The sequence below is a fragment of the Mycobacterium sp. NPDC004974 genome (assembly GCF_053600815.1).
The window spans coordinates 93,041-106,463 of the sequence record NZ_JBSGAQ010000013.1 but is presented as its reverse complement, the minus strand read 5'-3'; the positions used below and the strand labels follow the sequence as shown (position 1 = coordinate 106,463).

Below are 13,423 nucleotides of genomic sequence, written 5' to 3'. Positions count from 1 at the left end.
TGAGAGATAGGAAGACAGAACAGGTATGTCCACCTCACGCAGGCATGAGGTCCTGATCGTCGGCGGCGGCACGGCCGGAATCACCGTGGCGGCCCGGTTGCTGCGCAAGCACTACACCGACGTGGCGATCATCGAGCCGTCCGACAAGCACTACTACCAGCCGTTGTGGACGCTGGTCGGCGGCGGCCAGGCCACGGCCGCCGAAACCGAGCGTGCCGAAGCCTCGGTCATGCCGCGGGGCGCCACCTGGATCAAGAGCGCGGTGACAGCCGTCGATCCGGACGCCAACACGGTCACGTGTACCGATGGTGCGACCTACTCCTACGACGTGCTGGTCGTATGCCCGGGCATCCAGCTCGACTGGGAGCGCACCGAGGGTCTGACCGACACGCTGGGCAAGGACGGTGTGTCGTCCAACTACCGCTTCGATCTCGCCCCGCGCACATGGGAATTCATCCGCAACACCCGGTCCGGCACCGCAGTGTTCACCATGCCGTCCGGGCCGATCAAGTGCGCCGGCGCACCTCAGAAGATCGCTTACCTGGCCTGCGACCACTGGCAGCGGCAGGGTGTGCTCGACAAGATCGACGTGCACCTGGTGGTCCCGACCCCGCGGATCTTCGGCATCCCCGCGATCGCCGACAACCTGGACAAGGTCATCGCCGACTACGGCATCACCCTGCACACCGGAAGCGAAGTGCGGTCCATCGATTCGGCGTCCCGCAAGGTCACGATGACCAGCGTGGCGGATGGCACGGACGCCGTCCTCCCCTACGACGTACTCCACGCGGTCCCGCATCAGTCGGCACCGGACTGGATCAAGACCAGCCCGCTGTCCACGAGCCATGTCGGCGGGGACGCCAACGGGTATGTCGACATCGACAAGCACACGATGCAGCACGTCCGCTACCCGAACGTGTTCGCACTCGGTGATGCGGGATCGTCGCCGAACTCGAAAACCGGTGCGGCCATTCGTAAGCAGGCGCCCGCTGTCGTGGAGAACATCGATGCGGTACTGCGCGGACGCCCGCTCACCGGGTCGTACGACGGCTACGCGTCCTGCCCGATCGTCACGTCCTCACGCGAGATGCTGCTCGCAGAGTTCGACTACGACTTCGCACTCAAACCCTCCTTCCCCCTACTCGATCCGGTCAAACCGCACCGGCCGTACTGGTTGCTGAAGAAGTACGGGCTGCCCGCCATGTACTGGAACCTGATGCTGAAAGGTCTTGCCTGATGTCCGCCTCGTCAATCCTCGATGCCGCCGAACTGAATGAACTCAGGCAGGCCGGTGCCGGCCCGCGGCTGATCGATGTCCGCACCCCCGGTGAGTTCGAAACCGCCCATATCCCGGGCGCCTACAACGTGCCGCTGGATCTGCTGCAGGAACACCGCGACGAGATCGCCCAGCATCTGGACGAGGACGTCGTGCTGATCTGTCGCTCGGGGCAGCGCGCGAGCACCGCCGGGCAGACCCTGCGGGACGCCGGCCTGCCGAATGTCTCGATCCTCGAGGGCGGCATGACCGCCTGGCAGGACAAGGGATTCGGGGTTCGCCGCGGCGCGCAGCGGTGGGATCTGGAACGTCAGGTCCGCCTGGTTGCGGGGTCGATCGTGCTCAGCAGCGTCCTGGGCAGCATTGCGGCACCCAAGCTGAAATGGGTCGCCGCTGCCATCGGGACCGGATTGACGACCGCGGCGCTGACGAACACCTGCGCGATGGGCATGATGCTGGCGAAGCTGCCGTATAACCGGGGTGTTTCCTGTGATGCCCAGAGCGTCGTGGAGCAGCTGATCGGTTCCAAACAAACACCTTCCGGCGCGTTGGCGTGATCGCCGTCGCTGTCGCGCTGGCCGTCCTGGTCGGGGTGTCCCTCGGGCTCCTCGGCGGGGGCGGCTCGATCCTGACCGTTCCGCTGCTGGCATATGTGGCCGGCATGGAGGCCAAGCAGGCGATCGCCACCTCGCTGCTGGTCGTCGGGGTCACCAGCGCGGTCAGCACCCTGTCACATGCGCGCGCCGGCCGCGTGCAGTGGCGCAGCGGCCTGATGTTCGGGGCGGCCGGCATGGTCGGCGCGTACCTGGGCGGGCTGCTGAGTTATGTCGTCGCCGGTTCGGTATTGCTGATCGCCTTCACGGTGGTCATGGCCGCCACCGGGATCGCAATGATCAAGGGCCGCAAGGCGTGCGCACCGACGACGCAGACGATGCCGGTCGCCAAGGTTCTGCTGATGGGGCTCGGGGTCGGGGTGGTGACCGGCGCCGTCGGGGCAGGCGGCGGATTCCTCGTGGTGCCCGCCCTTGCCCTGCTGGGCGGCCTGCCCATGCCCGTCGCGGTCGGAACCTCATTGCTGGTGATCACGATGAACTCGGCCGCAGGTCTGGCCGGACATCTGAGCACCGTGCCGATCGACTGGACGATCGCCGGCGCAATCACCGCCGCGGCGGTGCTGGGCAGCCTGCTGGGCACCCGCCTGACCACGCGCGTCGACCCCGACGCGGTACGCCGGGCCTTCGGCTGGTTCGTGTTGTTGATGGCGTCGCTGATCCTCGGCCAGGAAGTCCACCCCGTCGTCGGGCTCACCGCGGCCGGTCTGACCGTACTGGCCGGCCTCGGCAACCTGACCTGCGCCCGCCTCGGGTGGTGTCCGCTGCGATGGCTTTTCGGTCCACCCGCTACGACAACATGACCATACACACATACCCCCGTGGGTATGATGGTAGTCAACAAGCCCAACTTTGAAGGGGTACAACATGATCTGCGACGAGGAATCGATCTCCGCCATCCTCAACCGGCTGCGCCGTGCCCAGGGACAGCTCTCGGGCGTTATCGCGATGATCGAGCAGGGCCGCGACTGCAAGGACGTCGTCACCCAGCTCGCCGCGGTGTCCCGCGCATTGGACCGTGCCGGATTCAAGATTGTCGCAACCAGTCTGCGCGAATGCATCAACGGCAACAGCGACGAAACCATGGACGTCGCCGAGCTGGAGAAGTTGTTCCTGACCCTGGCCTGACCGGGTGGGCCTGACCGTCTCAGCTGACGGTCAGCGCCTCATCCTCGTCGTTGGTCTTCTCGGAGTCCGTCGATGGCTCTTCGCCACGCGCCGGAATCTGCACGCCCCCGGCAATCTGAGGAACGCGCGTCGCGCGCACATAGACCGTGTCGCCCTCCCGCAGCCCCAGCGCCTCGGCGTCACCGCGGGTGATCTGCGCGGTGAACGGGACATGGGTTGCGGCGCCGGTCAATTCGACCCGCACCTCGAATCCGAGCATCACGATCCGGTCGATGGTGGCCCGCAGCACCCCGGTGGCCTCGGCGGTGCCATCGCCTGCCGCGACGGCCAACTCCGGGTTACGGCCGACACGAATGTCGTGCGGACGCACCAGGATTCCGTTCAGCTCCGACACCGCACCCAGAAACGACATCACGAACGCGTTCGCGGGCTCGTCGTAGACCTCGGTCGGTGAGCCGACCTGCTCGATACGCCCTTTGTTGAGTACCGCGATCCGGTCCGCCACATCGAGCGCCTCGGCCTGGTCGTGGGTCACCAGCACCGTGGTGACGTGCACCTCGTCGTGCAGACGGCGCAGCCAGGTGCGCAGATCGTCACGAACCTTGGCGTCCAACGCCCCGAACGGCTCGTCGAGCAACAGCACCTGCGGATCCACTGCCAACGCCCGCGCGAGCGCCATGCGCTGACGCTGACCACCGGAGAGCTGGTTGGGGTAGCGGGTCTGGAAACCGGCCAGCCCCACCACTTCCAGGAGATTGTCGACCTTCTCCTTGACCTCAGCCTTGGGACGCTTCCGGATCTTGAGGCCGAATGCCACGTTGTCGCGGACGGTCAGATGTTTGAACGCCGCATAGTGCTGGAACACGAACCCGATCCCGCGGCGCTGCGGCGGCACCCCGGTGACGTCGTGCCCGTTGATGGTGATGGTGCCGCTGTCAGGCTGATCCAGGCCCGCGATGGCGCGCAGCAGCGTGGACTTGCCCGAACCACTCGGGCCCAGCAGCGCGGTCAACGAACCTGACGGCACTTCGAAGTCGATGTTGTCGAGCGCCGCAAATTCGCCGTAATGCTTGTTGGCGCCCCGAACCACGATCGCGTCGGTCATAGCTCTTGTCTCCTTCTCGGGCCTACTGCGCGGCCTTGGTTCGGCGTCGGTCGAGGATCACCTGGACAACCAGGACCACCACGGCAACCGCCATGAGCAAAGTCGAGATGGCGTACGCCCCGTACACCGATTCGGCGGTGCCGCGGTTGTAGCGGTCGGCCACCAGCAGGGTCAGCGTCTGGGAGGTGCCCGGCAAGTTCGAGGACACCATGATCACCGCACCGAACTCCCCCAGCGTGCGGGCGATGGTCAGCACGATCCCGTATGTCAGGCCCCACCGGATCGACGGCAGCGTGATCCGCCAGAACGTCTGCCACCAGGTCGACCCCAGCGTCGCGGCGGCTTCCTCCTGATCGGTGCCGATCTCGTGCAACACCGGTTCGACCTCACGGATCACGAACGGGACCGTGACGAAGATGCTGGCCAGCACGATGCCGGGGAAACCGAAGATGATCTTGAGCCCGAGGTTGTTCTCGACGAAGCCGAGCAGTCCCGCTGAACCCCACAGCAGGATCAGCGCGACACCCACGACCACCGGTGACACCGCGAACGGCAGGTCGATGACGGCCTGCAGGGCACTCTTGCCGCGAAACCGGTTGCGCGCCAACACCAGGGCCGTAGGAACGCCGAACAACACGTTCAGCGGCACCACGATTGCCACCACCAGTAGCGACAGTTGCAGCGCCGAGATGGCCGCGGGTGTGCCCACCGATGCGAAGAACGCTCCGACACCAGGGCTGAAGGTCCGCCACAGGATCAGCCCGACCGGGACCACCACCAGCACCGCCACATAAGCCAGGGCCAGAAAGCGCAGCAGGTAACGCACCGACGGTGAGAGCGTCATGCCGAAAGCTCCTGACGTTTGGCCGCACGCGAACCCACCGCGCGCAGCACGAACAGCACCACGAACGAGATCAGCAGCAGCACAATGGAGATCGCCGCGGCACCGGTGCGGTCGTCGTTTTCGATCAGGGTCCGGATCCACTGTGAGGACACCTCGGTCTCGCCCGGTACCGCACCACCGATCAGCACCACCGAGCCGAACTCGCCGATGGCCCGGGAGAACGCCAGGCCCGCACCCGACAGCAGAGACGGCAGCAATGCCGGCAGGATCACCTTCACGAAGATCACCCGGTTATTGGCGCCCAGCGAGGCGGCCGCCTCTTCGGTCTCCTGGTCGAGCTCGATCAGCACCGGCTGCACCGAGCGCACCACGAACGGCAACGTGACGAACAGCAACGCGACGCCCACACCCCATTTGGTGTGCTGCAGGTGCAGCCCGACCGGGCTGGCCGGGCCGTACAGCGCCAGCATCACCAGGCTCGCCACGATCGTCGGCAGGGCGAACGGCAGGTCGATCACCGAGTCGACCAACCGCTTACCGGGGAAGTCATCGCGAGTCAGCACCCAGGCCACCACCAGCCCGAAGAACAGGTTCACCACGGTGACGCCGGCCGAGATGGTCAGCGTCACCCGGAAAGATTCCATCGCCGCGTTGGACGTGACGGCCAGCCAGAAGGCGTTCCACCCGCCACCGGCCGCCTGCCACAGGATGGCCGCCAACGGCAGCAGCACGATGACGCTCAACCAGATCGAAGCTGCACCCACGCGCAGTGAGGTGCTGCCGTAGCGGCCGGGCCGCGCGCCGGGGGTGGAATCCCCCGGCGCGGGCACAGCCGAATCGGGCTGGGCTACAGAAGTCATCCAGTCGCCTGCTTGTAGATCTTGGTGATCGAGCCGTTTTCCTTGTCGAACAACGCCGGGTCGACCTCTTTCCATCCGCCGAGATCAGCGATGGTCCACAGCTTCTCCGGCGTCGGGAAGTCCTTGGCGAAGTCCGCCGCCACCGCGGGGTCGATCGGACGGAATCCGGCCTCGGCCCACAGCTTCTGCCCCTCGGGGGTGAGCAGGAAGTTCGCCAGCGCCTTGGCCTTGTCGGCGTGAGGACTGGTCTTGACGACGGCCACCGGGTTTTCGATCTTGAAGGTCTGAGGCGGATTGATGTGCTCCACATCCTTGCCCTGCCGCTCGACGTTGATCGCCTCGTTCTCGTAGCTGATCAGCACGTCGCCGGTGCCCTGCAGAAACACGTCGGTGGCCTCTCGGCCCGAACCCGGACGGGTCTTGACGTGCTCGGTCACCAGCTTGTTGACGAAGTCGAGACCGGCCGCGGAGTCCTTGCCTCCGTTGCTCTTTGCCGCGTACGGCGCCAGCAGGTTCCACTTGGCCGAACCCGAACTCAGCGGGCTCGGGGTGACCACCTCGAGCCCGGGCTGCAGCAGGTCATCCCAGTCCTTGATGCCCTTGGGGTTACCCTTGCGCACCACTAATGACACCACAGAACCGAACGGGACGCCCTTGGTGTTGCCTGCGCTCCAGTCGTCGGCCACCTTGTCGGCCTTGACCAACCGGGTGACGTCGGGCTCCACGGAGAAGTTGACGATGTCGGCCGGCTTGCCGTCGGCCACGGCCCGGGACTGGTCGCCCGAGGCGCCGTACGACGTCCGCACCGCGACGCCCTTGCCTTCTTCGGTGGCGGCGAATGCCGGGATGATCTTGCTCCAGCCCGGTTCGGGCACTGCGTAGGCGACGAGCGTCAGCGTGGTGTCGGCACCTGCGGCGCCCTGGTCACCGCCGGCGACATCGCTGGCACCGCCGCCGCAGCCGACGGCGAGCACGCCGGTGGTGGCGAGGACGGTGGCAGTTCGCCAGAGCCCCGCACGCGAGGAGGACCGTAGGAACCGGCTGAGGTTGGATCTGTAAACGGGCACTGATGACCTTTCTTGCGGACAGCGGACATTGCGAGGTCCGTCAGGCGGAAAGGCAATGGAGGCGAGGGAGGCAAGAGAGGAGCATCCGGGCACAGAGCCGCCACCGACACCAAACCGCGGACGGGTTGGAGTCAGCGACAACAGGCGACGTCAGCAACAGCGCGTGAACCCACGGCAATGAGAGCCAAGACATGGCTCTCAGTCTTGCCGGACGCTGAATGCATGGCGCGAAGAATAACAGAATTCCGGCGTCGCGCCCGTCGAGCGATGTGTCTCGCGGCTAGCGGGTCAGCAACCACATCACGATGACCAGGACGACCAGCAGAATCAAGATCAACGTGACACGTGAGCGCGGCATACCGTTCACTCGGACTCCACCTCGTCTGCCGGGGCGTGGCGCAGCCGGTGCAACCCCGTGATTCCCCAGCCCAGCGCGCCGTCGAGCACCACTGCGCTGCCATAAGCCAATGCCAACACCACCGGCATCACCACAGCGGTCTGTACGACGAACGGCAGCCCGGTCAGCCACAGTTCGACGCCGTCCCACCAGTTCAGGATTGCCGCCATGGGGCAAGCCTAGGCGATCACCTGATCGGCCCCGTCCCGCCCGTAACATTCGACACGCGTCGCTTGGGTAGACGACACCTGTATCCGCAGATGATGATGTTCGGATGGTCCTGCAACACACCGAGCCCACGGATGTCGTCGCGGCACTCGACAAGACATCTGACACTCCCAAGGCACCCGAGGCACCGCTGACGGTGACCGCCCCGGTGCCCTACACGTCGGCCGGGTCGCTGCGGAACCCGTTCCCGCCGATCGCCGACTACGGCTTCCTGTCCGACTGCGAGAACACCTGCCTGATCTCCTCGGCCGGCTCGGTGGAATGGCTGTGTGTCCCCCGGCCAGACTCCCCCAGCGTGTTCGGCGCCATCCTGGACCGCAGCGCGGGCCACTTCCGGCTCGGTCCCTACGGTGTGACCGTTCCCTCGGCGCGGCGCTACCTGCCGGGCAGCCTGATCCTGGAGACCACCTGGCAGACCCACACCGGCTGGCTGATCGTGCGCGACGCGCTGGTGATGGGCCCATGGCACGACATCGACTCCCGCTCACGCACGCATCGGCGCACCCCGATGGACTGGGACGCCGAGCACATCCTGCTGCGCACCGTGCGCTGTGTCAGCGGCACCGTCGAACTCGTGATGAATTGCGAACCCGCGTTCGACTACCACCGGGTCGGTGCGTCATGGGAGTACTCCGGCCCGGCCTACGGCGAAGCCATCGCGCGCGCCAGCCGCAACCCAGATTCACACCCCACGCTGCGGCTTACCTCCAATCTGCGGATCGGTATCGAGGGCCGTGAGGCCCGTGCCCGCACGCGGCTCACCGAGGGCGACAACGTGTTCGTCGCGCTGAGCTGGTCCAAGCACCCGGCCCCACAGACCTTCGACGAAGCCGCCGAGAAGATGTGGAAGACCAGTGAGTCGTGGCGGCAGTGGATCAACATCGGCGACTTCCCCGATCATCCGTGGCGGTCGTACCTGCAGCGCAGCGCGCTGACGCTCAAGGGCCTGACCTACTCGCCGACCGGAGCCCTGCTGGCCGCACCCACCACGTCACTGCCGGAAACCCCTCAGGGCGAACGTAACTGGGACTACCGCTACTCGTGGATTCGCGACTCCACATTCGCACTGTGGGGCCTGTACACGCTCGGACTGGACCGGGAAGCCGACGATTTCTTCTCGTTCATCGCCGATGTGTCCGGTGCCAACAACGGCGAACGCCACCCACTGCAGGTGATGTACGGGGTCGGTGGCGAGCGCAGCCTCGTCGAAGAAGAACTGCACCACCTGTCGGGCTACGACAACGCCCGGCCGGTGCGGATCGGCAACGGTGCCTACAACCAGATGCAGCACGACATCTGGGGCACCATGCTCGATTCGGTGTACCTGCACGCCAAATCACGGGAGCAGATTCCCGAGGCGCTGTGGCCGGTGCTGAAGAACCAGGTCGAGGAAGCCATCAAGCACTGGAAGGAACCCGACCGCGGCATCTGGGAGGTGCGTGGCGAACCGCAGCACTTCACCTCCAGCAAGATCATGTGCTGGGTGGCGCTGGATCGCGGTTCGAAGCTGGCCGAGCTGCAGGGCGAGAAGAGCTACGCGCAGCAGTGGCGGGCGACCGCCGAGGAGATCAAGGCCGACATCCTGGCCCGCGGGGTGGATTCCCGCGGCGTGCTCACTCAGCGCTACGGCGATCCCGCGCTGGACGCGTCGCTGCTGCTGGCGGTGTTGACGCGGTTCCTGCCCTCGGACGACCCCCGGGTGCGGGCCACCGTGCTGGCGATCGCCGACGAGCTCACCGAGAACGGCCTGGTGCTGCGCTACCGGGTCGAGGAGACCGACGACGGCCTGTCCGGCGAAGAGGGCACCTTCACCATCTGTTCGTTCTGGCTGGTGTCCGCGCTGGTCGAGATCGGCGAGGTGAGCCGGGCCAAGCACCTGCTGGAGCGGTTGCTGTCGTTCGCCAGCCCGCTGCATCTGTACGCCGAGGAGATCGAGCCGCGCACCGGTCGCCACCTCGGCAACTTCCCGCAGGCGTTCACCCACCTGGCCCAGATCAACGCCGTGGTGCACGTCATCCGCGCCGAGGAGGAATCCGACAGTTCCGGGGTCTTCCAGCCCGCCAACGCGCCGATGTAGGCCGGAGGCCTACGTTCTACAGATGTGGGCGGCTAGCTGTCGTGACCTGACACGTTGTTGTCAGGCGCACGCATTCGCCATCCTGGCCCGGCATTCCGAATCCTGTTGGGCCACAGCTAGATGGGAGCCTGGCGGTGTAACCATCGTCGCTGCCCGCTAGTCACCAGGAGACGGCTCAGCTTACGGTCAGCGCGAGGAGTGCAATCGAAATCACAGCGGTTGTCGCAATTTTGGCAAGCCGCCAGCTGGAATGCCGTGCGACCCAGGGCAGATCCGGCAGGCGCCGAATCCTGCCGGCGGCCCCGAGCGCAAGGGTGGCCACGGCGCCGATCCAGATTGCTACGGGCAACTGACTCCAGTCGGCCTGGGCGCGCGCCAGCGCCAGGAGGGCGACGGCGGCGCTGCTCGTCGTAAGCACAGTCAACCGGTCATCGGTGCCGCGTCGGTTTCTCTGTTCGCGCGCGCGTTCGCGCCAGGCGGTGAGGGTGTATGCCGCGGGGATCGCCAGCAATGAGGCCGCTACGGCGAGGTTTACCACCACGGTGACGGTATCTGTCATGCCGCATCGACCAGGATGCGGATGGCGATCTCATCTACGCCGACGGCACTGTTCGCCAGGACGACCACCGCCGCGGCGTGCTCGCGGTCGAGGGCGAGCATGCTGGAGAACCCTGCTGTGCCGCCGTCGTGCCAAGTGAGGTCCACGTCGCCGAACCGGTGAGTGAACCATGCGCGGCCCACCCGGATGTCATTGCCCACCTCCCAGCGTGGGTCGAGCGCACTGAGGCCCGGTGCGCGGCGGTCGAGCAGGGCCTGTGCGTAACGCGCCATGTCCGCCGGTGTCGAGCGCACCCCGCCGGCGGGCGCGTACGCGTTCAGGGGCCACGCCTGCTCGGGTTGGCCTTTCGCGCTCCAACCGGTCGGCGCATCCGAGGACAACTCTGATGCGGAGAGTGGGGTGAAGGAGCGTGTCATCCCGAGCGGTTGGAACAGGTGGCGGTCGAGCATTGCCGGGTAGTTGGTCCCGGCGTGCTCGGCGAGCGCCTCGCCGAGCAGGGCTACGCCCAGGTTCGAATACGAAAAGGAGCCGCGCCCAGAGAGATTCGCTGAGCGCGCCTGGGTGAGCAGCGTCGCGGCGTCGGCTGTGTAGGGATTGCGGTGCCGCAGCACGGCAAGACTGGCGCCGGCCAGATCTCGCGGCCGGTTGGCGATCCGCGGCAGGCCCGACCGGTGGCTGGCAAGTTCCTCGAGCGTTACGTCGGCTACCGCACTGCCGCCCAGGTCGAGCAGGCTCCCCAGCGGGGTGTCGGGTGTCAGCTCACCCGCCTCCACGGCTTCTGCAAAGACCAGAGAGGTCATGGTCTTCGTGATCGATCCGATCTCGTAGACGGTGTTCGAATCGGCGCCGAAGTGTGCCTCTGTCAATGCACGGTCGCGGATGTACACGACGCTAACGCGGTCGCGCAGCCCGTGCAGGAGCGATGCAACCCGGGCGATGAGTTCGGGGTCGCCAGTGGCCGGACCGAGTGTGGGCGGGGTGGGACGGCTGACGATTCCCACCGCGAGGACGATCATCGCGCCGAGGGCGGCGGCACACGTGCGCGGCGGCAGTCTCATGCGATACCCCGCGCCGCGGAGAGGATCACGAGTAGCGGTACCACCCGATCTGCCGGCACCGTGTACCGACCTCGTGTGCTCTGGATCAGCCATCCAACGGCGACCAACGCGTTGAGGTGGTGGTAGACCTGTCCGGTCGTGCCGATCCCCTCCTGCCCGGTGAGATCGGCCACGGTCTCATGGCCTGCCCACACCAACTGGAGCAGCTTCAGTCGTACGGGGTTGCCCAGCGCATCGAACCGCTCTGCAAGAGACGTCCAGTCATTCTCCTCGAGGTCAGTGAGGGTGTGACCGAACTGCCACTGCAACGGCTGCCCGCCGCGTTCGATCCAGCCGGCATAGGTCACACCGCCGGGCGGGTCGAGTCGCGATTTGAGGTCCTCCAGCGCTGCGAGCGCACCCGGTCGGGTGCGCTCCTCCTCCCTGGCGGACCCGTCGGCGACGCGCTCCACAACGACGCGCTCCTCGATGACGGCGAGACGTTGCTCGATGCGTGCGAACCGTTCTTCGAAGCTCTCCACGCAAGTGACGGTAGTACATAATTACGTAATAACGGATATCTGCTGGTAGGCGGCTCACCATGATGACGACGCGATCCGCTGCGCCGCGATGAGCGCACCGACTGGCCAGTGATGGGGTCGATCGCAGACAAATGCGGTACCTGGTGACGGGCCAGGATCCTGCCAACCGTTGAGGGATTGAGACCGAGTTCAGCGGCGAGCGAACAGATTGGTGCGGGCGTTAGCGTGAGACACGAGGACTTCCTACGGGTGAATGCCAGACACATCCACTCCGTCAGGAGGTCCTCCCACTTTCAAGCAGGCACGCCGTCAACAACCTCCCGGGTCACGACAGCTAGGCGCTACGGGTCAGCGGATCCGCCCAGGCGGCGTCGAACTGGACGTCGAACTCGACCTCCAGCTGGGCCGGGGTCACCAGGACCACCGGGGTGAGTCCGCTCGTACCGCCCTGGGCGACTCCGGTGATCACGCGGCCGCCGAAGCCGGCCGGGGTGGCCGGGACGCGCACGGTCACCGTGAGCTGACCGACGCCCGGGGGCACCCGCAGAAAGAACTCGTCACCGGGTTGCACCGCGCCGCTCAATTCCCGACCGGCGGGATCGACGACCGACCCGTGCGACACCGCGAGCGCCGCACTGTCGGTGGCCCGCAACCGGAACGGCCCGATCAGCCCGGCCTCGACCACCGCGTCGTCGGCCGACAGTGCGGTGGGCGCCGTGGCGCGCCGGGCCGCCCTGGCCCCGGCGGTGAGGTAGTTGTACAGGTGCACGACGCGGTCGGAGTTGGCATACACGCCAGATCCGTTGAGCCAGAACCGAATATCAGTGAACCGAACCAGCGCGCCACGGTCAGCCAGGACGGCGAGCCGGTAGTACCGGTAGCCCTGTTGGCCACGGCCGGGCCGGGTCGAGGACACGGTGCTGCCGACCCCGAGGGTCCTTCGATGTGTGCCACGGCCCGCGGCGACATTGAGTCCCGAGGCCGCCACGTCCTCCCACCGCTCGCGGTCGTGCGACTTCTGCAGCACCAACGACACCGCGGCGGTCGATTCCAATTCGACCGTGTAGCCGCCCAACTGGGGGGCCCCGTCGAACTCGAACACGATGGCGTCGGCATCGGGGTAAGCCCTCGTCGGTTCGTTGCGCGGCCGGTTGTCCAGCGCCAGTCCGTTCGTGAACAACCAGATGGCCGCCTGAGTGGCCGCGATCGCCTCGTGTTCGGCCAGGTTGGCCGCTCCCAGCGGCACCCCGGCCGCCCGCACCCGGCGGCTCAGTTCAGCCGTGCCGAGGGTGGGAAACGAGTTGCGGACGATCCAGTCCACCTCGGCCTCATAGGACCGGGCGCGCAGGTTGGGCACAGCTGACCAGGTGGCGGCCTCATACCGCGACGGCCGGGTGGGCGCGATGCCGGCGAAGTCCAGCGAGTAGGCCTCGACATTTGGATTCAGCCTGATCAGGTCGGTGCGCGCCGAGGTTCCGTCGGTGAAAACCACGGTGTCCACGGTGTGCGAATAAGTGCCACCGCGGTAACGCGTCATCGGCGTCGGGTCGGTCCGGCGGGGACGGATCCGCGTGCGCACGGCGACCGGGCCGGACGCCGGGAGTTCGACTCGGGAATCAGCTACAGACAGGACAGACATGACGGGTTGACTTTCTTGAAGGCCGGATACGCGCACATCAACGCACCGCGAGA

Annotated in this window: 15 protein-coding genes; 5 read left to right on the top strand and 10 right to left on the bottom strand. The window is 66.6% G+C overall.

The window, feature by feature from the left end; all coding sequences use genetic code 11:
* The first annotated feature begins 25 nt into the window (after positions 1-25).
* The 4 genes from ACWEFV_RS25000 (at position 26) to ACWEFV_RS24985 (ending at position 3,015) form a co-directional block, all read left to right on the top strand.
* The gene (locus ACWEFV_RS25000) at positions 26-1,237 is read left to right on the top strand and encodes an NAD(P)/FAD-dependent oxidoreductase (RefSeq protein WP_450072149.1); all 1,212 of its coding nucleotides are present in this window, start codon (positions 26-28) and stop codon (positions 1,235-1,237) included.
* Positions 1,237-1,833 carry a rhodanese-like domain-containing protein gene (locus tag ACWEFV_RS24995; protein ID WP_450072148.1) on the top strand — a complete coding sequence of 199 codons (597 nt, stop codon included), beginning with the start codon at positions 1,237-1,239 and terminating at the stop codon, positions 1,831-1,833. The genes ACWEFV_RS25000 and ACWEFV_RS24995 overlap by 1 nt, the downstream gene beginning before the upstream one ends.
* Positions 1,830-2,690, top strand: coding sequence for a sulfite exporter TauE/SafE family protein (locus ACWEFV_RS24990; protein ID WP_450072147.1), 861 nt, complete (start codon positions 1,830-1,832; stop codon positions 2,688-2,690). The genes ACWEFV_RS24995 and ACWEFV_RS24990 overlap by 4 nt, the downstream gene beginning before the upstream one ends.
* Before the next feature lie 64 nt (positions 2,691-2,754).
* Positions 2,755-3,015, top strand: a complete 261-nt coding sequence (locus ACWEFV_RS24985; RefSeq protein WP_135456218.1) for a metal-sensitive transcriptional regulator — start codon at positions 2,755-2,757, stop codon at positions 3,013-3,015.
* Positions 3,016-3,034: 19 nt separating this feature from the next.
* On the opposite strand, the gene ACWEFV_RS24980 is transcribed toward ACWEFV_RS24985, so the two are convergent.
* The 6 genes from ACWEFV_RS24980 to ACWEFV_RS24955 all read right to left on the bottom strand — a co-directional run bounded on the left by ACWEFV_RS24980 (position 3,035) and on the right by ACWEFV_RS24955 (position 7,458).
* Entirely contained in the window at positions 3,035-4,120 is a 1,086-nt protein-coding gene (locus ACWEFV_RS24980) for a sulfate/molybdate ABC transporter ATP-binding protein (protein ID WP_450072146.1), read from the bottom strand.
* A gap of 22 nt (positions 4,121-4,142) precedes the next feature.
* Complete coding sequence (gene cysW / locus ACWEFV_RS24975; protein ID WP_135456219.1) at positions 4,143-4,964, bottom strand: sulfate ABC transporter permease subunit CysW; 822 nt, start codon at positions 4,962-4,964, stop codon at positions 4,143-4,145.
* Positions 4,961-5,824, bottom strand: a complete 864-nt coding sequence (gene cysT, locus ACWEFV_RS24970; RefSeq protein ID WP_135456221.1) for a sulfate ABC transporter permease subunit CysT — start codon at positions 5,822-5,824, stop codon at positions 4,961-4,963. Before cysT ends, cysW begins: the two co-directional genes overlap by 4 nt.
* The gene (locus ACWEFV_RS24965; RefSeq protein ID WP_135456223.1) at positions 5,821-6,891 is read right to left on the bottom strand and encodes a sulfate ABC transporter substrate-binding protein; all 1,071 of its coding nucleotides are present in this window, start codon (positions 6,889-6,891) and stop codon (positions 5,821-5,823) included. The genes cysT and ACWEFV_RS24965 overlap by 4 nt, the downstream gene beginning before the upstream one ends.
* Positions 6,892-7,022: 131 nt before the next feature.
* Positions 7,023-7,115, bottom strand: a complete 93-nt coding sequence (locus tag ACWEFV_RS24960) for an Ms4533A family Cys-rich leader peptide (protein WP_353588723.1) — start codon at positions 7,113-7,115, stop codon at positions 7,023-7,025.
* A 139-nt stretch (positions 7,116-7,254) separates the two neighbouring features.
* The gene (locus ACWEFV_RS24955; RefSeq protein ID WP_036449190.1) at positions 7,255-7,458 is read right to left on the bottom strand and encodes a hypothetical protein; all 204 of its coding nucleotides are present in this window, start codon (positions 7,456-7,458) and stop codon (positions 7,255-7,257) included.
* A gap of 104 nt (positions 7,459-7,562) precedes the next feature.
* On the opposite strand from ACWEFV_RS24955, the gene ACWEFV_RS24950 reads away from it, so the two are divergent.
* Positions 7,563-9,593 carry a glycoside hydrolase family 15 protein gene (locus ACWEFV_RS24950; RefSeq protein ID WP_135456227.1) on the top strand — a complete coding sequence of 677 codons (2,031 nt, stop codon included), beginning with the start codon at positions 7,563-7,565 and terminating at the stop codon, positions 9,591-9,593.
* 175 nt (positions 9,594-9,768) lie between these two features.
* On the opposite strand, the gene ACWEFV_RS24945 is transcribed toward ACWEFV_RS24950, so the two are convergent.
* The 4 genes from ACWEFV_RS24945 to ACWEFV_RS24930 all read right to left on the bottom strand — a co-directional run bounded on the left by ACWEFV_RS24945 (position 9,769) and on the right by ACWEFV_RS24930 (position 13,370).
* Positions 9,769-10,152, bottom strand: coding sequence for a hypothetical protein (locus ACWEFV_RS24945; protein ID WP_450072145.1), 384 nt, complete (start codon positions 10,150-10,152; stop codon positions 9,769-9,771).
* Positions 10,149-11,210 (bottom strand): serine hydrolase domain-containing protein, encoded by a 1,062-nt coding sequence (locus ACWEFV_RS24940; RefSeq protein WP_450072144.1) that lies wholly within the window; start codon positions 11,208-11,210, stop codon positions 10,149-10,151. Before ACWEFV_RS24940 ends, ACWEFV_RS24945 begins: the two co-directional genes overlap by 4 nt.
* Positions 11,207-11,731: an ArsR/SmtB family transcription factor gene (locus ACWEFV_RS24935; RefSeq protein ID WP_210115543.1), complete on the bottom strand. Its 525-nt coding sequence runs from the start codon at positions 11,729-11,731 to the stop codon at positions 11,207-11,209. The genes ACWEFV_RS24940 and ACWEFV_RS24935 overlap by 4 nt, the downstream gene beginning before the upstream one ends.
* A 334-nt stretch (positions 11,732-12,065) precedes the next feature.
* The gene (locus ACWEFV_RS24930) at positions 12,066-13,370 is read right to left on the bottom strand and encodes a thioester domain-containing protein (RefSeq protein WP_450072143.1); all 1,305 of its coding nucleotides are present in this window, start codon (positions 13,368-13,370) and stop codon (positions 12,066-12,068) included.
* Positions 13,371-13,423 lie beyond the last annotated feature (53 nt).

Coding starts and splice junctions, on each gene's coding strand:
- ACWEFV_RS24945 (WP_450072145.1), bottom strand. CDS start 10,152: ATGACAGATACCGTCACCGTGGTGGTAAACCTCGCCGTAGCGGCCTCA.
- ACWEFV_RS24930 (WP_450072143.1), bottom strand. CDS start 13,370: ATGTCTGTCCTGTCTGTAGCTGATTCCCGAGTCGAACTCCCGGCGTCC.
- ACWEFV_RS24995 (WP_450072148.1), top strand. CDS start 1,237: ATGTCCGCCTCGTCAATCCTCGATGCCGCCGAACTGAATGAACTCAGG.
- ACWEFV_RS24940 (WP_450072144.1), bottom strand. CDS start 11,210: ATGAGACTGCCGCCGCGCACGTGTGCCGCCGCCCTCGGCGCGATGATC.
- ACWEFV_RS24950 (WP_135456227.1), top strand. CDS start 7,563: ATGGTCCTGCAACACACCGAGCCCACGGATGTCGTCGCGGCACTCGAC.
- ACWEFV_RS24960 (WP_353588723.1), bottom strand. CDS start 7,115: ATGCATTCAGCGTCCGGCAAGACTGAGAGCCATGTCTTGGCTCTCATT.
- cysT (WP_135456221.1), bottom strand. CDS start 5,824: ATGACTTCTGTAGCCCAGCCCGATTCGGCTGTGCCCGCGCCGGGGGAT.
- ACWEFV_RS24955 (WP_036449190.1), bottom strand. CDS start 7,458: ATGGCGGCAATCCTGAACTGGTGGGACGGCGTCGAACTGTGGCTGACC.
- cysW (WP_135456219.1), bottom strand. CDS start 4,964: ATGACGCTCTCACCGTCGGTGCGTTACCTGCTGCGCTTTCTGGCCCTG.
- ACWEFV_RS24980 (WP_450072146.1), bottom strand. CDS start 4,120: ATGACCGACGCGATCGTGGTTCGGGGCGCCAACAAGCATTACGGCGAA.
- ACWEFV_RS25000 (WP_450072149.1), top strand. CDS start 26: ATGTCCACCTCACGCAGGCATGAGGTCCTGATCGTCGGCGGCGGCACG.
- ACWEFV_RS24985 (WP_135456218.1), top strand. CDS start 2,755: ATGATCTGCGACGAGGAATCGATCTCCGCCATCCTCAACCGGCTGCGC.